This is a genomic window from Sagittula sp. NFXS13, from assembly GCF_040148795.1.
Classification (GTDB): Bacteria; Pseudomonadota; Alphaproteobacteria; order Rhodobacterales; family Rhodobacteraceae; genus Sagittula; species Sagittula marina.
The window spans coordinates 23182-41278 of record NZ_JAGEMH010000013.1 but is presented as its reverse complement, the minus strand read 5'-3'; the positions used below and the strand labels follow the sequence as shown (position 1 = coordinate 41278).

The window sequence follows — 18097 nt, the reverse complement described above, 5'->3', positions numbered from 1 at the left end:
ATAATTGGTCAACTAAAATAACCAAAACTGCAAATTGAGGGCGGAAAGTCGCGCGATACCTTGCATGTGCCCCTTGCCAAAGGTCATCTGCAGCAAACAGAAGGGGTCCCGCATGGCTTGGGTCAAAATCATACATATTCTTTGCGTGATGGGGTGGATGACGTCGATCTTTGCGGTGCCGCGCGCGCTCATTTACTGGAAACGCGACTATGCCAAAACTGGCGAAAATGGTCCGTTGGGGGATCTCACGTTCCGTCTGTACCGGTTCTCCTTCGGGCTGGGTGTCATCGCGATCCTGACGGGAATATGGTACGGAACATGGCTTGGCTGGCCTGCGTGGTTGCATCTTAAGGCCTCTCTGGTGCTGCTGCTGGCCGTCCACTATCTGTGGATCGGCAAGCTGGTGCGCCGTGCGCAACAGGGCGAATTCCGTGAATCCGACCTGTTTTTGCGCATTTTCAACGAAGCCAGTGTGATAGGGACCATTGTCATCCTTTGGGTGGTTGTGGTGCAGCCGTTTTGATAAAAATTCAGACCCTCTTGTCCGGGTTCACGCCTTGGGACGCCGCCGCGGTGCTGTTTCTGGCGCTATGCTGGATGGGGGCGTCGTTGATTATTGAACATCCACCCAGGCGCCGCCCGTCGATGTCGACGCTGATGGCCGCTTACAGGCGGGAGTGGATGGTTCAATTCGTGCATCGCAGTCCGCGGATCTTTGACAGTCAGATCGTTTCGAACCTGCGGCAAGGGACGGCGTTCTTTGCTTCGGCGTCGATGATTGCCATCGGTGGGGGCTTTGCGTTGCTGGGAAATGCGGATCAGCTGCGTGGTGTGGCCGCTGACCTGACAGAAAGCGCCGACCCCGTGGTGGTGTTCGAGATCAAGTTGATGGTGATGTTGCTGTTCGCGGCCAATGCTTTTCTGAAATTCGTATGGTCACATCGGCTGTTTGGGTACACCTCCGTGTTGATGGCCGCCGTGCCGGAAGACGTGAGCGACCCGGTGACCATGCCGCGCGCTCAAAAGGCAGCCGAGATCAACGTCACCGGCGCGCGGAGCTACAATCGTGGCCTTCGCTCGGTCTATTTCGGCATCGCCTCCGCGGCGTGGCTTGGCGGCGCGTTGCCTTTGACACTGGCGACGATCGTGACCTTGGCGGTCGTCTTGCGGCGCGAATTTGCCTCTGTCAGTCGCGCGGTCCTTCTGGAGCCGACGGATCGGACCACTGGACAGACGCCGGGGTCGTGATCGCCTTCGTCAGATGCGATACGTCCTGCTTCTGAGTTGTGTGGTGGAGCGGAGCGCTTGGCGATCAAGATGACCCGTGGCCGAGCCTGGTCAGATGTCCGTCACGCTGCGCTGATACGCGGTTGGCCGATCATGCTGAGGGCGCAACGAACTTGATGCTGGGAACGCGTGTTCTTTTGCATCCGCATGAAACCAAGCAGGCCTTTGCCCTGACGTCTGACAGTGGCTGTGATCCCCGAGGGGGGCTTGGGGCGCTGCACCGATGTTCGGCGGACGGAGGGAGCGACACTACTGCGCCGCGCGCCATGCGTTAAGCTGCGGCGCCGGCTCGCCCCTCTCGCAACCAAGCGCCAACGATCAGAGCCGCCGCCAGAAGCAGCACCAGCCAAGGCGGCAGAAGCGCGGTCTGGCGCACGTCGAGCGTTTCAAACGCCTCTCGCGGGGTGATGCCGATCCAGCCGCGTCCAGCCGCGGGACGGCCAGGTCGGACGTTGCGTACCGATGGCACGCCGTCTTCCAGCCGCAACACACCCCCGCGTGTCTCATCGATCAAGGGCGTCAGGGCCTCGCCGCTGGCGATGGTCTGGATGAATTCGCGCGGGGCGGAGGGGCCGAGTCCGACCACCGTTTCCAGATCGGATTCAGTCAGGCGATAAAGGCCGATTTCGGGCCCTTCGAAAGTCCCTTCGAACCGACCGGGGCTGACTTCTTCCAGCGGGACTTCAACGGGTTCGCCAACAGGTCCGATAACTGTGACATTGCCCACGTCGCCGGACAAAGAGCGTCGGATGATACGCATTGTCTGGCCAGTGGGTTCCGCCCAAAGCGCTTCTTCTTCCAGTTCCGGTTCCTTCATCATCCAGTGGGCGAGGCGGCGCAGCAGTTCCAATTGCGGGCCGCCGCCCTCAAAGCCACGGTTCCACAGCCACGCCTGATCGGACGCCAGCAGCGCCACGCGCCCCTCGCCGACCCGGTCAAGTATCAGCAACGGTTTGTCGTCGACACCCTGCATGACCACGTCGCCGGAGGTCGGTTCCACTTCTACCTGACGCAACCACCGGCCCCACGTTTCCGCGCCTTCCAGACCGGCGGTCACCGGGTGGCGTTCGCCCATCTCGGTCACAGCAGGACGGTAGCCGCGCTCGATCACACGGGCAGTGGGCTCCGCGGGGATGATGTCGGCAAGCGGCGAGCGATAGATCGAGTCCGCGCTGGCGAAATCCTTGCCGGCGGCGACCAGCACCGCACCGCCCTGTTCGACGTAGTTGCGCACGTTGTCGAGGTAAATCGCAGGCAGGATGCCGCGCCGTTTGTAGCGGTCAAAAATGATCAGGTCGAAATCCTCGATTTTCTCGAGAAACAGCTCTCGCGTGGGGAAGGCGATGAGCGACAATTCGGTGACCGGCACGCCGTCTTGCTTTTCTGGCGGACGCAGAATGGTGAAGTGCACAAGGTCCACGGAGCTGTCTGATTTCAACAGGTTGCGCCACGTGCGCCCGCCGGCATGCGGTTCACCAGACACCAGCAAGACGCGCAGGCGGTCGCGCACGCCGTTGATCTGTACCAGCGCGCGGTTGTTGCGATCAGTCAGCTCGCCGTCGGCCTCGGGGACCACGAATTCGATCACGTTCAGTCCGCCGTGGGGCAACTCGATCGGCAGCACCAGATCCTCGTTGATCGGCACGCGGTAGCTTTCAGGATCTGCGCCGTCGACGGAGATCTGGATGTCGGTGGTGGTCTCACCGGGGGCTGCGCCGTCATCTTCGATTCGCAGGGTCAGTTCGACCGGCTCGCCCAGGATGGCAAAGGCCGGGGCATTGCGTACGATCAGGCGGCGGTCCCAATCGTCCTCTTGCCCGGTCAGCAGAAGATGCAGCGGCGCGGGCAGGTCAGGCGCGCGTTCGAGATCATGCAGTCGCCCGTCGGACAGCAGGACAACGCCTGCAATACGGCCACGGGGTTCCTCTGCCATGGCGGCCGACAGCGCGGTCATCAACTGGCTGCCCGCATCGCCATCGCCATCCGGCACGGGAACGCGGCGGACTTCCGTGTTCGGGCGGGCGCGCAGCGTCGCCTCCAGATCATCGGCTGCGGCGGAGGTGACGCCTGCGCGCTCTGCCAGCCGTTGAGAGGCGGTTTCGTCCACCAGCATCAGCACGATGTCAGACAGTGGCGCGCGCTCCTCCTTTTGCCACGACGGCTGTGTCAGCGCGGCGATTACCACCAACGCAGCGAGCGCACGCAGCCACCAGCCCTTGAGCCCGCGCCAAAGCGCAAGCACCACGCCTGCCAACGCCAGAGCGCCAAGACCAAAGATAACCCCCCAAGGCAGAAGCGGGTCGAAAACGATCTGAGCAGCGTTCATTGGCCCAGCCGATCCAGCAGCGCAGGAACGTGGACCTGATCGCTTTTGTAGTTGCCGGTCAGAACATGCATCACGAGATTTACTCCGAACCTGTAGGCGATTTCGCGTTGGCGTTCGCCGGTAAAGCCTCGGCCCAGCGGCACCAGCGGATTGCCCGCCTCGTCCATGGCCCAGGCTGCGGCCCAATCGTTGCCGCCGATGACCACGGGGGTCACATTGTCGTTGAGATCGCGGAAGGGCATTCCGTCAATCAGCTCGGCGTCGGGCGGTGCGGCTTCGACCCAGACGTCGCGACCTTGCCATCGGCCGGGAAAGTCATTGAGCAGGTAAAAGGTGCGCGTCAGGACGTGGTCCTGCGGGACCGGCTCCAGTGGTGGAATATCGAGCGGTGCGGCCAGTTCCTGCAGCTTGCGCCCCTCCGGCGTTCCAGAGCCGAACCCTGCCACATCCGCATCTCGGGTGTCGAACAGGATCAGGCCGCCGGAGCGGAGGTAAGTGTTGAGCTTGGCATAGGCTTCGGACGAGGGAGTCGGTTGGTCCGGGGTGATCGGCCAGTACAGCATCGGATAGAACGCGAGTTCGTCGGTTTCCAGATCGACGCCGATAGGCTCCGCCGGTTCGACCGACGTTCTGAAAAACAACGTGTCGGACAGGCCGCGTAGCCCCGCTTGGGCGGTCTCGTCCAGCCGCGCGTCGCCGGTCAGCACGTGTGCGAGCACAACTTCAGACGTGGCGGCAAGCGCCCGCGCGTCGGCAGCGGGATCGGCTTGCGGTTCGTCCTGGGCACGCGCACCTTGCGGCGTAGCAGAGAGCAGCATCAAGGCAAGGCCCGCTGCCATCGCACCGCGCAGGCGACCGGACAGAGACAATGTCGCGATCACATCGGTTGCCAGCAGCAGCAGTGCCGCGGCCAGAAGCCATCCGGCCAGCGGTTGTTCCTGAGAGCGGTTCAGCCCCTCGACGGGCACAGTGTCGGGCCATGTCATCGGGATCAGCTCCGTCTCGGCGGTGACGACATTGCGCGCGATGCTGCGATCTTCGCCTTGATACAGTCCGGGGCGCAAGTCGGGGCCAAGCGGCGCAGAGACCAGAGCGGGCCCCTCAACACCGGGCAGAACGCCCGCATCCTGTGGCACGCCAAAGGCGTCGAGCACGCGCAGTGGTTGCCAGATCGTACCTTCCATATCCTCAATGTCCGGTTGCGCGGTGGCAGAGGACACGGCAAGCCGTTCAAGCATCTGCACAAACAGACCAGACAACGGCAGGGAAGACCACTCCGCGTTGGCCGTGACGTGGAACAGGATGACCTGCCCTTGTCCGACCTGTTTGCGGGTGACCAGCGGCGTGCCATCGGCCAATTGCGCGATCACGCGGTCAGCCAGTGTCGGGTCGGGCTGGGCCATAACCTGACTGTTCACGGCCACATCGTCGGGGATGGTCAGGCCCATGAATGGACTGCCTTCGGTGAAAGGGGCAAGCGACTTGGGTTCGCCCCAGCTCATCGCGCCGCCAACGGTTCGGCCACCGGCGCGCAGGCGCACGGGCATCAGCGGATCTTCGGTGTCGCGGCTGATGTCAGAGGCGGCCAGCCGTGGTCCGGCAAAACGCAGCAGGGTGCCGCCAGCATTCACCCAGTCGAGCACGTCGGCGCCCTCCTGACCGGTCAATTGTGCGACATCCACCAGCGCGATCACATCCGGGTTGGAGGGGATCACGGTCTTCAGATCGGTTTCCAGAATGTCGGCCGTCGGGGCAAGCGCTTTGCGAAGATAGTGCAGTGGGTCAAGCAGTTGCAGACCCTCGCGGTCCTCGCGGGCGGCGATCAACGCCACCTCGCGCCGCCGTAGGGAGTCGTCGGGCAGGGTCACCGCGCCGGCGCTGTCCGCGCCGCCGATCTCGAACCTTTCGATGCGGGCACGCAGTTCAGACGGGAGCGACAACTCAATCTGGGTTGTGAGGGCCTGTGCCTCAAACGTTACCGGCGTGCGCATCAGGACCGCCGGGTTGCCGGCGGGATCGCGGCCATGACCTTCGAGCGTCACTTCTGCCTCGGGGCCCGGGCGCAAACGGCGCAGAGTGGCGGTCAAATTGCCATCCGCCAATACCATTGGTTCCAAGGCGAGCAGGTTGCGCGGTGCTTCGAAGACCGTGACCTGCCCCCGCTCCTGCGCGGCCTCCAGCAGCGGCGCGCGTCCATCACGGTTCAGCCCGTCGGACATCCAGTAAGTATCGAAATTCTCGTCCGGAAGCAGGTCGATGGCACGGTCCAGCGCGTCTGGTCCCGGCTCCCATGGTTCTGGCTCAATACCGGTCAGGCGAGAGCGCAGGACCTCTGCGGACAGAAATTGCGGCTCCTGCGGGTCCGTGAGCCGTATCAAGGCGACCCGGCGATCATCGCGCCCGGCCTCTGCCAGTAGCCCGTCGAGCGTGTTCATCCGCAGCCGCCAATCTGCAGCCGAGGCCCAGCTTGCATCCATCACCACCAAGAGCGGTCCGTTCCCTGCCGCATCGCCCTCATCGCGCGGATTGAGGATTGGCCCGGACAGGCCGATAATCACCGCCGCCACCGCCAGCATTCGCAGCAACAAAAGCCACCATGGCGTGCGGTCCGTCACCTGCTCGTCGTTTTTCAAGCTAAGCAACAGCACCACCGCAGGGAATATCCGCCGAACCGGAGCAGGCGGGATGGCACGCAAAATGATCCAGAGGATCGGCAACGCGATCAGTCCCATTAGCAACCATGGGGCGGAAAACCCCAGTCCGAACAAGGTCATCCTTGGCTCCCGTCCAGCGCGCGATAGACCCAAAGCAAGGCCGATTGGGCGCTGTGATCCGTGTGATGCGTGAAATACTGCCAGCCGGTCAGGCGGCAGAGGGTATCAAGCCGGTCTTTGCGTTCCGCGAGACGTTCAAGATAGCGGTCGCGCAGGTCATTAGCCTTCAGTGTCTCATAGGCAACGGATTTGTTCACGCTTTCAAAGATGGTGCGCCCATGGAAGGGGAAGGCTTCCTCCGAAGGGTCGAGCACCTGAAACAGAACGCCACGCACGCCACGGTCAGCGGCTTTGGTCAGCGCGGCCTCCACCGGGGCGATGTCGCCGAGAAAATCGGAAACGAACAGCGCTTTGGCGTTGGGCAACATGCCGCGCGCCTCTGGTTCGGCGTAGTCGTCTTCGCCGTCAGTGCTGAAATATTCCGCCAGACGAAGAGTTTGAGCATCCCCCCGGCGCGGCGGCAAGGCCCAGCCGGTCAGCCCCACCCGTTCGCCGCCGCGCACCAGCAAGACTGCCGTGGCAAGCGCGGTCAGCCGCGCACGGTCGGACTTGGTCGGAATGTCCTTGTGACTGGAAAAGCGCATGGAGGCCCCGGGGTCGACCCACATCTGAACCGATTGCGCGATCTGCCATTCACGTTCCCGCACGAATTGCTCGTCGCCACGGGCAGAACGCCGCCAGTCGATTTGCCGAAACGAGTCGCCTGCCCGGAGCGGACGGTATTGCCAGAAATCGTCGCCCAGCCCAGCGCGCCGACGGCCGTGGTCACCCAGAAGAACGGTGCCGGCCAGATGTTCGGCACGGGCCAGAAGCGCGGGGAAGCGGCTGGCTTCCTCCTGCGCCCGGGTGCGGAGATGGGCGACGGAACTCACGCTGCGGCGACTTTTTGCAACAGCCCGCCTGCCACATCGTCGATCAGCGCGCCAAGATCCTCGCCGCGTGCGCGGGCGGAGAATGTCAGCGCCATGCGGTGGACCAGAACCGGCTTGGCCATATCCAGTACATCTTCGGGCGAGGGGGCCAGACGACCCTGAAGCAGCGCCCGCGCGCGAACTGTCAGCATCAGTGCCTGAGCGGCGCGGGGGCCGGGTCCCCATGCAACAATGTCCTTCACCCGCTCAGGCGCGCTGGGATCGTCGGGGCGGAATGCGCGCACAAGGTCGAGGATCTGCTCAACAACCGCGTCGCCCACGGGCATCCGACGTAGTAGCCTCTGCGCGGCGATCAGCTCTGCCGCGGTAAAGACCTGATGGCTGTCCGCTTCTTCTGTCCCTGTTGTGGCAAGCAGAATATCCTTCTCGGTCTTGCGATCCGGATAGGCCACGTTGATCTGCACGAGGAAACGGTCAAGCTGCGCCTCGGGCAGGGGATAGGTACCTTCCTGTTCGATGGGGTTTTGCGTGGCGAGCACGTGGAACGGCGCCTCCAGCGGGCGCGTTTGCCCGGCAACGGTGACCACTTTTTCCTGCATCGCTTGGAGCAACGCCGATTGCGTCCGGGGCGAGGCGCGGTTGATCTCGTCGGCCATGAGAAGCTGACAAAAGATCGGGCCTTCGATGAATTTGAAGGCACGCGTGCCGTCTTCTCCGGTTTCCAGAACCTCTGAGCCGAGGATATCGGCAGGCATCAGGTCCGGTGTGAACTGCACGCGGTTGCCGTGCAGCCCCATGACGGTGCTCAGTGTTTCGACCAAACGGGTCTTGCCCAGGCCGGGCAGGCCGATCAACAGCGCGTGACCGCCGCAGAGCATGGAGGCCAGCGTCAGGTCAACGACGCGCTCCTGGCCAATGAATCTCGCAGTGATGGAGCGTTTGGCCTCTGCCAGCTTCGTCTCCAATGCTTCGATATCGGCGACCAGATCCTCGGCGTCGGTGTCTAGGGGGGGCATGGCATCTCTCCGTTTCCGACCTATAGTCTTTTGTTCAATGTATCCTTGGTTAGGTTAATGGCAAAAGCAATGTCGGCACAAAATATCGTGACACCCTCGGCTGATGGCATCGCCGCCTCAGCGCAAGCTGCAAAAAAGGGCAGGGGACTGCCGCCGGTCGACAAGTGGGACCCGCCATTTTGCGGTGATCTGGACATGCGGATCGCGCGGGACGGCACTTGGTTCTACCTCGGGACGCCCATTGGGAGGGTCGGACTGGTCAAGCTGTTCTCGTCCATCCTGCGCAAAGATGGCGAGGATTACTTTCTCGTGACTCCGGTTGAAAAAGTCGGAATCACGGTCGAAGATGCACCATTTGTCGCGGTCGATTTCACGGTGGAGGGCAAAGGCGAGGCGCAAACCATATCGTTTGAGACCCATGTGGGCGATTTTGCCACCGCAGGGCCAGACCACCCGATCCGCGTCGAGCGCGACCCGGAAACCGGTGAGCCGTCTCCTTACGTCTTGGTCCGCCGCAACCTCGAAGCGCTCATTGACCGCAAAAGTTTCTACCGTTTGGTGGACATCGGTGCACATCATGACGATTGGTTCGGATTGTGGTCTGGCGGCAAGTTCTTCCCGATCATCCCGTCAAGCGACGTCGAGGTTTAAGAGCACGGCCCCGGATTCATTGCTTCAAAAATACTCCGAGGACGTGGGGGCAGAGCGCCCGCCGTCGCACTTGGGCACGACGAAAAGACTGATGTCCCCCCTCACCCCATACGTTGTGGCGCACCGGTGCCCATGTTCACACCGATGTACGGCTTTTTGGCGGCTTTCCACGCGCCGAACCCGCCTTCCATATGACCGATCCTGGTGATTCCGGCATCCATTGCCGCGCGGCTCATCTTCTCCGAACGCACGCCAGAGCCGCAATGCAGCACGATCTGCTTGTCTGACTGGCCGGGCAGCGCGCCCGCGTCGAAGCCCGCCATGGGCATCAGCAACGCACCATGAATGTGCTCGAACATGTATTCCTGCGGTGTGCGCACGTCGATCAGGATAATCTTGCCGCTCGCCATGCCAGCCTCGACCTCATCCACTGTCCAGGTCTCAAACGTTGCGCCGTTCACGGTTTCGCTTTTCATGTGCTTTCCTTTCAGAACTTGTTCGCGGGTATCTTGAAATAGAAGTGGCCATCATCCTCCAGCGGTACAAGTCGCCCGCCGCGCAGGTTGACCTGTAGCGCAAAGAGCATTCGATCCGGGAGAGACAGCGTCGCGTCGCGATCATCACGCAGCTTGGTGAATTCCGCCTCGGTTTTGCCCGCAAGATGCGGGTTCCGTTGCTTGTGCTCGGCCACTGTCGCCTCCCATGCGGGATCGTGTCGGTCCTTGACTGGTGGGTAATCGTGGCCGACGAACAACCGCGTGTCATCTGGAAGCGTCAGTATCTCCTGCAACGAATTCCACAGGTCTTTCGATGATCCGCCGGGAAAATCGGCACGGGACGTGCCTGTATCTACATGCATGAGCGTGTCGTGTACAAAAGCTGCGTCACCCATGACATAGGTGATCGAACCCAGCGTGTGCCCGGGCGAAAGCATCACGTTCACCTGCACATTGCCGAAAGAGAATTGCTCGCCAGCGGCAAAGAGTCTGTCAAAATCGCGGTCGGGGTCAAAGGCGTCTGGCAGGTGGTAGATGCCACGCCACAACGCGGAAATCTCACGGATCTTCTCGCCAATCGCATTGGGCGCACCGGTTTGCCGTGTCAGCCAGTGCGACGCCATCATGTGATCCGCGTGCGGATGCGTGTCGAGCACCCAAGCCACGGTAAGCCCCTGCGCCTTTACGAAATCCAGCACCTCCTGCGCGCTGTCCGTGCGGGTGCGTCCGGCCTCCGGGTCGAAATCGAGAACCACATCGATCAGTGCGGCTTGCTTTGTCTCCGGACAGGCGGCCACATACATGATCGATCCGGTGTCGCGATCGTAGAACCCTGTGACCTCTGGAGAGCCGGACCCCGTCGACGGGCTTTTGCGGGTGAACATGCATATCTCCTGTCGTTTTCAAATTCTGTTAATGGAATGTAACGCCGCGACAGTTGGTCAGTTCCATCCCAAATTCAAGGAGATTTGCGCTGCGATCCAGGGATGTAGAAGGCGGGAGCCTTTGCATGGCACTTTACGTGAGATAGCGTGATGTTCATACACTCGGCCAAGCGTCATAAGGAAAGACACTACATGTACGATCTCGCCACATTCGGCGCTTGGGCCGAATTTGCCATTCGATGGCTGCACGTGATTACCGCCATCGCCTGGATTGGATCTTCGTTCTATTTCATCGCGCTGGACCTTGGATTGCACCGCGACCGTAATCTCGCCTCCGGCGCGGATGGCGAAGAATGGCAAGTGCATGGCGGTGGCTTTTACCACATTCAGAAATATCTCGTGGCGCCGTCGCAGATGCCCTCTGATCTCGTGTGGTTCAAATGGGAAAGCTATTGGACCTGGATCTCCGGCTTTGTCCTGCTGACGGCGGTGTATTACTTCGGGGCGGAGTTCTATCTGGTCGATCCAAATGTCATGGACCTCGCGGCGTGGCAGGCGATTGGAATATCCGTTCTGTCCCTTGGCCTTGGCTGGGTGGTCTATGACCAGCTGTGCAAATCGCCGCTGGGCAAGAACCTGAACCTGCTGATGGTCGTTCTGTTCGGCGTGCTGGTGCTGATGGCCCTGTTTTACACGTCGGTGTTCTCAGGGCGGGCGGCGCTGTTGCATCTGGGGGCCTTCACCGCGACGATCATGACCGGCAACGTCGCGATGATCATCATCCCCAACCAAAAGGTCGTCGTGGCCGATTTGATCGCTGGCAAGACACCCGATCCAAAATACGGCTTTATCGCCAAGCAGCGGTCCACGCATAACAACTACCTGACACTGCCAGTTTTGTTCCTGATGCTGTCGAACCACTATCCGCTGGCCTTTGCGAGCGAGTTCAACTGGCTGATTGCGCTGCTGGTTTTCCTGATGGGGGTGACGATCCGGCATTTCTTCAACACGGTGCACGCGCGCAAGGGGACTCCCACTTGGACGTGGCTGGCGACCGCCGTGCTGTTTCTGCTGATCATGTGGCTGTCCACGGCGCCTTTGTTCCAGACGGAAGAGCCGGAAGAGGCGCAAGGGCCGGCCGCGCTGCGGTTTGCGCAGGCCGATGGGTTTGAGGATGTGCATGACATCGTGCTGGGGCGGTGTTCCATGTGCCACGCGGCAGAGCCGGTCTACGGCAACCTGTTGTGGCCGCCCAAGGGTGTGCGTCTGGAAACCGAGGCGCAGGTCGCCCGACATGCGCGCGCGATATTTTTGCAGGCCGGGGTGACACATGCCATGCCGCCGGCGAACCTGTCATGGATGGAAGACGACGAGCGTGCCGCCATCCGCAAGTGGTACGCCGACGCAACAGGCGGCTAAGCGTGTTTGATGTTGCGAGCTGTTAGGCCCCAGTGCGGGACAAGTTGGCCAAGGAAATGGCCCGCACTGTCATCTGCGCTGCGACGCTTCTGAAAAGCTGAAGTATCAGCGTTGGACCAGCTTGATGGGTTGAAACCACGTCTTTGCAAAGCTTTCGCCGTAGACGGAGGAAATCGTTTCGAACGCGATCAGGGGAACCAGCATCTTCGTATCCTTTACTCGATTGGTTATATTGATGATAACTTTATTAACGCAATAAAGTTTCGGAAAATATGATACATAGGTACATATGTTGCATAGTCATCACGCGATACCTTGTTTGATGCAGGTGCGGCGTTAGCGCTGAACGGCGGTTTCAGAATCGGAAATGTGGTGCTAGGTCTGGTGGCATGAACACGCACGACCCCAATATGCGCCCAACCATCCGGCAACTGGACGACGCTTCCATCAACCGCATCGCGGCTGGTGAAGTGGTGGAACGCCCCGCGTCTGCGGTCAAGGAATTGGTCGAAAACGCCATTGACGCTGGCGCGCGTAGGGTCGGCATTGAAATCGCGGATGGGGGTAAAACCCTGATCCGGGTCACCGATGACGGCTGTGGCATGACTGCAGACGACCTGCCATTGGCGCTGTCGCGGCATGCAACCTCAAAGATCGACGGCAGCGATCTGCTCGACATTCACTCTTTTGGTTTCCGCGGGGAGGCGTTGCCCTCGCTGGGGGCGGTGGCGCGTCTGACGCTGCAAAGCCGAGCCAAGGGCCACGAGGCGGTCGAACTGTCTGTTGATGGTGGGCATCGCGGCATAGCAAAACCTTGTGCGCTGAACGGTGGCACAGTTGTCACCCTACGGGATTTGTTTTTTGCCACACCGGCACGGCTGAAGTTTCTGCGCACGGACCGGGCCGAGATGCAGGCGATTTCCGACACGATCAAACGTCTCGCCATGGCCGAGCCGTCGATTGGTTTTACCCTGCGCGATGTGTCTGGCGGCAACGATCGCGTGACCTTCCGTGTGGAGCCTGAGCAGGGCGATCTGTTCGACGCGCTGCGGGGACGGCTGGCGCGCGTCATGGGCAGCGAGTTTGCAGAGAATTCGCTTGCCATCGATGCGGAGCGGGAGGGCTTTCGCCTCACCGGGTATGCCGCACTGCCGACCTATTCACGTGGAACATCGGTGGCGCAGCATCTGTTCGTAAACGGTCGGCCCGTGCGGGACAAAACCCTGATCGGTGCTTTGCGCGGGGCCTATCAGGATTTCCTGTCGCGGGATCGGCACCCGGCGGTGGCGCTGTTCGTCGATTGCGACCCGCACAAGGTCGACGTGAACGTACACCCTGCGAAATCAGAGGTGCGGTTTCGCGATCCCGGCGTGGTGCGCGGGCTGATCGTGACCTCACTGCGGCACGCGCTTGCGAACGCCGGGCATCGGGCGTCGACCACCGTGGCGGATGCGACTTTGAACGCACTGAGGCCTGAACAGGTGGGCCCGTTGGGACATACCCCCCAGCCGCCGCATCAGCAGCGCGTGTACCAGATGGACAGGCCCAGTCTTGGCGCGCGGCAAGCCAGCTACGCGGCGCAAGCGCCGGCGGATTTCCAGCCTGCGCCGGCCTACCCCGCGCAACACAGCGGCTTTGCCGAGCTCGGCGGCAGCTATTCGGGCCGTGTGGTTGAACCAGAGGCCCCGCAAGAGCCACGCGAGGACATCATCCGCAAACCGCTTGGCGCGGCACGGGGGCAGGTTCATGAGAACTACATCATTGCCCAGACGGAAACGGGCATGGTCATCGTGGATCAACACGCCGCGCATGAACGTCTGGTGTACGAAAAGCTGAAAAAACAGATGGCCGAAAATGGCGTTGCGGCGCAGGCTTTGCTGATCCCGGACGTGATCGACTTGTCCCATGACGAGGCGCAGCGCCTGCTGGCGGTGGCCGATGATCTGTCGCGTATGGGGCTGACCGTCGAAGCCTTTGGCAACGGGGCGATTGCGGTGCGGGAGACCCCGGCGATCCTTGGCGAAGTGGACAGTCAGGGGCTGATCCGCGATATTCTGGACGAGCTCGACGACCTTGGCGAAAGCCAACTGGTCCAGGAAAAGATCGAGGCGATCCTGAGCCGCGTGGCCTGCCACGGCTCGATCCGCTCAGGCCGCATCATGCGCGCCGAAGAAATGAATGCGCTCCTGCGCGAGATGGAGGCAACACCGCATTCCGGCCAGTGCAACCACGGGCGCCCGACCTATGTGGAACTGCGCTTGACGGACATCGAACGGCTGTTTGGGCGCTCATGATCCAGATTGGCGACGTGTCGCTGAACCTCTCTGATCCTGTGACCTTGATTGCGCTGGGCGTGGTCTGTCTGCTGCTGTTCTTGCTGGTATCCTCAGCGCGCTCTGCCTCGCGTGCGGCGCGATCAGTGGAGCCCTTGGCACAGCAGATGCGCGGCGTTGCGGGGCGCGTTCAACAGTTGGGGGAGGGGCAGGAGCGGCTGGCCGGCGGTCTGCACCATGTGTCGGAGGCACAGGCGACAAGCCAATCTGCCATGATCCAGTTGATGGAACAAAGGCTTGCCGAAGTGCAGGACAAGATGGCCGTGAACCTGCATGGCTCTGCCCGGCGCACGGCGCATTCCTTGGGAGAACTCCAGGAGCGGCTGCAATCCATCGACAAGGCGCAGGCCAACATCACCAAATTGTCGGGCGATGTGCTGTCGTTGCAGGACATCCTGTCGAATAAACAGACGCGCGGGGCATTTGGCGAAATCCAACTGCATGACATCGTATCAAAGGCGCTGCCCTCGGACAGTTATACGTTGCAGGCAACGCTGTCCAACGGGCGGCGCGCCGATTGCCTGATCCACTTGCCGAACCCGCCGGGACCAATCGTGGTGGACGCGAAATTCCCGCTCGAAGGCTACGAGGCCATGCGCCGCGCCGATACGCCGGAACAAAGGACCCGTGCGGCGCAGCAATTCCGGCTGTCGGTTCGCAAACACATCCGTGATATTTCCGACCGCTACATTATCGAGGGAGAGACGGCGGATGGGGCGTTGATGTTCCTGCCGTCCGAGGCGGTCTACGCAGAATTACATGCCAACTTCACCGATGTGGTGCGCGAAGGCTTCACTGCGCGGGTTTGGATCGTTTCTCCGACCACTTGCATGGCGACGCTCAACACCATGCGGGCGATTCTGAAGGACGCGCGCATGCAAGAGCAAGCCGGAGCTATCCGTAAGGAATTGCATGCGCTTTATGCTGACGTTGATCGGCTTGGAGGGCGCGTGGCGAACCTTGACCGCCATTTCGGGCAGGCCGCCAAGGACATTGAAGAGATTAAGATCAGCGCGGAAAAAGCAGGTAAGCGCGCGAGAAGATTGGATAATTTCGATTTTGAAGACCTCTCGAAAGAGGCTGAGACCGGTCTTGCAGTCCTGCGACCCGATCAGCGCGTAGAGTAGTTTACCACTGAACTAATGGCTTTATGGGTTGCGCTAACAGTCATGCGTTGCACGCATGGGCGATATGCGATTGCCCTAATGCCGCCAGGTTTCGACCCCTGATAGACCCACCTTTAACCATGTGACGAACCTGCTAATGTGGTCCCGACTCGGGCGTCTGGCAGAACAGTCATCCGAAAAGGTTTAACGTTGAACAATTGCTGCGCTGCAGCTTTGGATCGACAGAGGAGGGAAGAGGACACATGAAAGACACTCCCCAGGACGTGGACCCGATAGAATCCCAAGAGTGGCAAGAAGCCATTGAGGATGTGATTGAACGGGATGGCGCCGACCGTGCGCATTTCCTGCTCGACAAGGCGGTTCAACGTGCAAGGGCAGCGGGGGCAAAGCTGCCCTTTTCTGCGACCACGCCATATCAGAACACGATCTCGCCTGACGACGAGGTCGAAATCCCCGGCGATCAAGAGATGGAATGGCGCATCCGCACCATCAATCGCTGGAATGCCATGGCGACCGTGGTCAAACGCAACAAGGAAAGCAGCGAATACGGTGGCCACATCGCGTCCTTCGCCTCGTCTGCGGCGCTATATGACGTGGGTCTCAACCACTTCTGGCGGTCCAAGTCTGCGATTCACGGCGGCGATCTGGTGTTCTTTCAGGGCCATGTGATCCCTGGCATCTACGCGCGTTCCTTCATGGAAGGGCGTTTGTCCGAAGATCAGATGAAGATGTTCCGCTCCGAAGTGTCCGGCGAAGGGCTTTCGTCCTACCCGCACCCTTGGCTGATGCCCGATTACTGGCAGTTTCCGACGGTCTCCATGGGTCTTGGCCCGCTGATGGCGATTTACCAGGCACGCTTCATGAAATACATGGAGAACCGTGGCCTGATCGAGAAATCCGACCGCAAGGTCTGGGCCTTCCTCGGCGACGGCGAAATGGACGAACCCGAAAGCCTCGGCGCGATCCATCTGGCTGCGCGCGAAGGTCTCGATAACCTGATCTTTGTTGTGAACTGCAACCTGCAGCGTCTTGATGGCCCGGTGCGTGGCAACGGCAAAATCGTTCAGGAGCTTGAAGGCAACTTCCGCGGTTCCGGTTGGGACGTGATCAAGCTGCTCTGGGGCAAGGGCTGGGATCAACTGCTGGAGCAGGACACCTCTGGCAAGCTGCGTCAGCTGATGGATGAGACCGTCGACGGCGATTATCAGACGTTCAAATCCAAGGACGGCGCCTACATCCGCAAACATTTCTTCGGCAAATATCCGGAGACTGCGGAGCTGGTGAAGGATTGGACCGACGACCAGATCTGGGCGCTGCGCCGCGGCGGTCACGACCCCAAGAAGGTGTACAACGCCTTCAAGCGCGCGACAGAGGCCGAGGGCCAGCCGACGCTGCTGCTGGTCAAGACGGTCAAAGGTTACGGCATGGGCACCGCTGGCGAAGGCCAGAACACCACGCACCAGCAAAAGAAGATGCAGCTTGAACAGCTCAAGGCGATGCGCGACCGGTTCAGGATCCCCGTCACCGACGAGGAGCTGGAAAAGGACATCCCCTTTGTCACGCTGAACAACGCGCAAAAGGCCTACATGGCCGAGCGGCGCAAGGATCTGGGCGGTTCTTTCCCGAAGCGGGAAACTGAAACGCCGAAGTTGGAGATCCCCGGCCTTTACGCGTTCAAAAAGGAACTGGCGGACAGTGGCGAGCGGGAATTCTCGTCGACCATGGCATTTGTCCGCATCCTGACGACGCTGCTGCGCGACAAGAAGATCGGCAAGCAGGTCGTGCCGATCGTGCCGGACGAAAGCCGCACCTTCGGGATGGAAGGGCTGTTCCGGTCTGTGGGCATCTACAACCCGCTGGGGCAGAACTATACGCCGGAAGACCGCGAACAGATGTCCTACTACAAGGAATCGCTCGACGGTCAGGTGCTGCAGGAAGGCATCAACGAGGCAGGCGCCATGGCCGATTGGATTGCGGCGGCGACGTCCTATTCCAATCACGGCGTGCCGATGGTGCCGTTCTACATCTACTACTCCATGTTTGGCTTCCAGCGGATCGGCGATCTGGCTTGGGCCGCTGGCGACAGCCGTGCGCGTGGTTTCATGCTGGGTGGCACCGCCGGGCGGACCACGCTGAACGGCGAAGGTTTGCAGCACGAGGACGGCCACAGCCATATTCTGGCCAGCACCATTCCGAACTGCATCAGCTACGATCCGACCTTTTCTTACGAGGTGGCGGTGATCGTGCAGCACGGGCTTCAGAGGATGTTCGTGGATCAGGAAGATGTGTATTTCTACCTGACTCTGATGAACGAGAACTACCATCATCCGGAAATGCCGATGGGCGCCGAGGAAGGCATCATCAAGGGTCTCTACCGGATGAAGAAGGCCGAAAAGCCCGCCAAGAAACACGTGAACCTGATGGGCTCCGGCACCATTCTGGTTCAGGCAATCAAGGCGGCGAAGATGTTGGAAGAGGACTTCGGCGTAACGTCTGATATCTGGTCGGCAACCTCGTTCAACGAACTGGCGCGTGATTTTCAGGACACGGAGCGGCACAACCGTCTGAACCCATTTGCCGAGGAGCGTGTGCCCTACGTCACGCAAACGCTGGCGAATGCCAAAGGTCCGATCATCGTCGCCACAGACTACATGAAGAACTACGCGGAGCAGATCCGCGGTGCGGTGAAGCAGCGCTTTACCGTGCTGGGCACAGACGGCTTTGGCCGCTCGGACAGCCGGGTGAATTTGCGCCGCTTCTTCGAGGTGGACGCCAATCACATCGCGGCCGCTGCCATGGTGGACCTCTTCCGGGAGGGCGTGGTCTCTGAAAAGGACCTGCAAGCAGCCATGGACAAATACGACATCGACGGCGGCAAGCCGAACCCGCGTTTGGTTTGATGGGAGGCCTG

General features: G+C 61.0%; 13 protein-coding genes. 7 read left to right on the top strand and 6 right to left on the bottom strand.

Annotation, left to right across the window (positions count from 1 at the left end):
• Positions 1-112 precede the first annotated feature (112 nt).
• The gene (locus J4E08_RS19150) at positions 113-523 is read left to right on the top strand and encodes a CopD family protein (RefSeq protein ID WP_349539849.1); all 411 of its coding nucleotides are present in this window, start codon (positions 113-115) and stop codon (positions 521-523) included.
• Positions 524-540: 17 nt separating this feature from the next.
• Positions 541-1248 carry a DUF599 domain-containing protein gene (locus tag J4E08_RS19145; protein ID WP_349539848.1) on the top strand — a complete coding sequence of 236 codons (708 nt, stop codon included), beginning with the start codon at positions 541-543 and terminating at the stop codon, positions 1246-1248.
• Positions 1249-1558: 310 nt separating this feature from the next.
• Here J4E08_RS19145 and J4E08_RS19140 read toward each other — a convergent pair whose 3' ends face one another.
• Genes J4E08_RS19140 through J4E08_RS19125 form a run of 4 tightly spaced genes read right to left on the bottom strand, consistent with a single transcriptional unit; the run spans position 1559 to position 8275 of the window.
• On the bottom strand, positions 1559-3613 hold the full coding sequence (locus tag J4E08_RS19140; protein ID WP_349539847.1) for a glutamine amidotransferase: 2055 nt from the start codon (positions 3611-3613) through the stop codon (positions 1559-1561).
• Positions 3610-6387, bottom strand: a complete 2778-nt coding sequence (locus J4E08_RS19135; protein ID WP_349539846.1) for a DUF4159 domain-containing protein — start codon at positions 6385-6387, stop codon at positions 3610-3612. Before J4E08_RS19135 ends, J4E08_RS19140 begins: the two co-directional genes overlap by 4 nt.
• The gene (locus J4E08_RS19130) at positions 6384-7259 is read right to left on the bottom strand and encodes a DUF58 domain-containing protein (RefSeq protein ID WP_349539845.1); all 876 of its coding nucleotides are present in this window, start codon (positions 7257-7259) and stop codon (positions 6384-6386) included. The genes J4E08_RS19135 and J4E08_RS19130 overlap by 4 nt, the downstream gene beginning before the upstream one ends.
• On the bottom strand, positions 7256-8275 hold the full coding sequence (locus tag J4E08_RS19125) for an AAA family ATPase (protein WP_183969018.1): 1020 nt from the start codon (positions 8273-8275) through the stop codon (positions 7256-7258). The genes J4E08_RS19130 and J4E08_RS19125 overlap by 4 nt, the downstream gene beginning before the upstream one ends.
• A 69-nt stretch (positions 8276-8344) precedes the next feature.
• On the opposite strand from J4E08_RS19125, the gene J4E08_RS19120 reads away from it, so the two are divergent.
• A complete protein-coding gene (locus J4E08_RS19120) occupies positions 8345-8926 on the top strand; it encodes a DUF1285 domain-containing protein (RefSeq protein WP_349539844.1) in 582 nt (193 codons plus the stop codon).
• Between the two features lie 101 nt (positions 8927-9027).
• Here the strand turns inward: J4E08_RS19120 and J4E08_RS19115 are convergent, their stop codons facing one another.
• Together J4E08_RS19115 and J4E08_RS19110 are read right to left on the bottom strand one after the other, a co-directional pair.
• Entirely contained in the window at positions 9028-9402 is a 375-nt protein-coding gene (locus J4E08_RS19115) for a rhodanese-like domain-containing protein (protein WP_349539843.1), read from the bottom strand.
• An 11-nt stretch (positions 9403-9413) separates the two neighbouring features.
• Entirely contained in the window at positions 9414-10307 is an 894-nt protein-coding gene (locus tag J4E08_RS19110) for an MBL fold metallo-hydrolase (RefSeq protein ID WP_349539842.1), read from the bottom strand.
• A 192-nt stretch (positions 10308-10499) separates the two neighbouring features.
• On the opposite strand from J4E08_RS19110, the gene J4E08_RS19105 reads away from it, so the two are divergent.
• The 4 genes from J4E08_RS19105 to aceE all read left to right on the top strand — a co-directional run bounded on the left by J4E08_RS19105 (position 10500) and on the right by aceE (position 18086).
• On the top strand, positions 10500-11726 hold the full coding sequence (locus J4E08_RS19105; RefSeq protein ID WP_349539841.1) for a urate hydroxylase PuuD: 1227 nt from the start codon (positions 10500-10502) through the stop codon (positions 11724-11726).
• A gap of 389 nt (positions 11727-12115) precedes the next feature.
• Positions 12116-14020 (top strand): DNA mismatch repair endonuclease MutL, encoded by a 1905-nt coding sequence (mutL, locus tag J4E08_RS19100; RefSeq protein WP_349539840.1) that lies wholly within the window; start codon positions 12116-12118, stop codon positions 14018-14020.
• On the top strand, positions 14017-15186 hold the full coding sequence (locus J4E08_RS19095; RefSeq protein WP_349539839.1) for a DNA recombination protein RmuC: 1170 nt from the start codon (positions 14017-14019) through the stop codon (positions 15184-15186). The genes mutL and J4E08_RS19095 overlap by 4 nt, the downstream gene beginning before the upstream one ends.
• Before the next feature lie 242 nt (positions 15187-15428).
• Positions 15429-18086, top strand: a complete 2658-nt coding sequence (aceE, locus tag J4E08_RS19090; RefSeq protein WP_349539838.1) for a pyruvate dehydrogenase (acetyl-transferring), homodimeric type — start codon at positions 15429-15431, stop codon at positions 18084-18086.
• Positions 18087-18097: the final 11 nt, after the last annotated feature.

Coding starts and splice junctions, on each gene's coding strand:
- J4E08_RS19150 (WP_349539849.1), top strand. CDS start 113: ATGGCTTGGGTCAAAATCATACATATTCTTTGCGTGATGGGGTGGATG.
- J4E08_RS19140 (WP_349539847.1), bottom strand. CDS start 3,613: ATGAACGCTGCTCAGATCGTTTTCGACCCGCTTCTGCCTTGGGGGGTT.
- J4E08_RS19135 (WP_349539846.1), bottom strand. CDS start 6,387: ATGACCTTGTTCGGACTGGGGTTTTCCGCCCCATGGTTGCTAATGGGA.
- J4E08_RS19125 (WP_183969018.1), bottom strand. CDS start 8,275: ATGCCCCCCCTAGACACCGACGCCGAGGATCTGGTCGCCGATATCGAA.
- J4E08_RS19120 (WP_349539844.1), top strand. CDS start 8,345: ATGTCGGCACAAAATATCGTGACACCCTCGGCTGATGGCATCGCCGCC.
- J4E08_RS19115 (WP_349539843.1), bottom strand. CDS start 9,402: ATGAAAAGCGAAACCGTGAACGGCGCAACGTTTGAGACCTGGACAGTG.
- J4E08_RS19110 (WP_349539842.1), bottom strand. CDS start 10,307: ATGTTCACCCGCAAAAGCCCGTCGACGGGGTCCGGCTCTCCAGAGGTC.
- J4E08_RS19105 (WP_349539841.1), top strand. CDS start 10,500: ATGTACGATCTCGCCACATTCGGCGCTTGGGCCGAATTTGCCATTCGA.
- mutL (WP_349539840.1), top strand. CDS start 12,116: ATGAACACGCACGACCCCAATATGCGCCCAACCATCCGGCAACTGGAC.
- J4E08_RS19095 (WP_349539839.1), top strand. CDS start 14,017: ATGATCCAGATTGGCGACGTGTCGCTGAACCTCTCTGATCCTGTGACC.
- aceE (WP_349539838.1), top strand. CDS start 15,429: ATGAAAGACACTCCCCAGGACGTGGACCCGATAGAATCCCAAGAGTGG.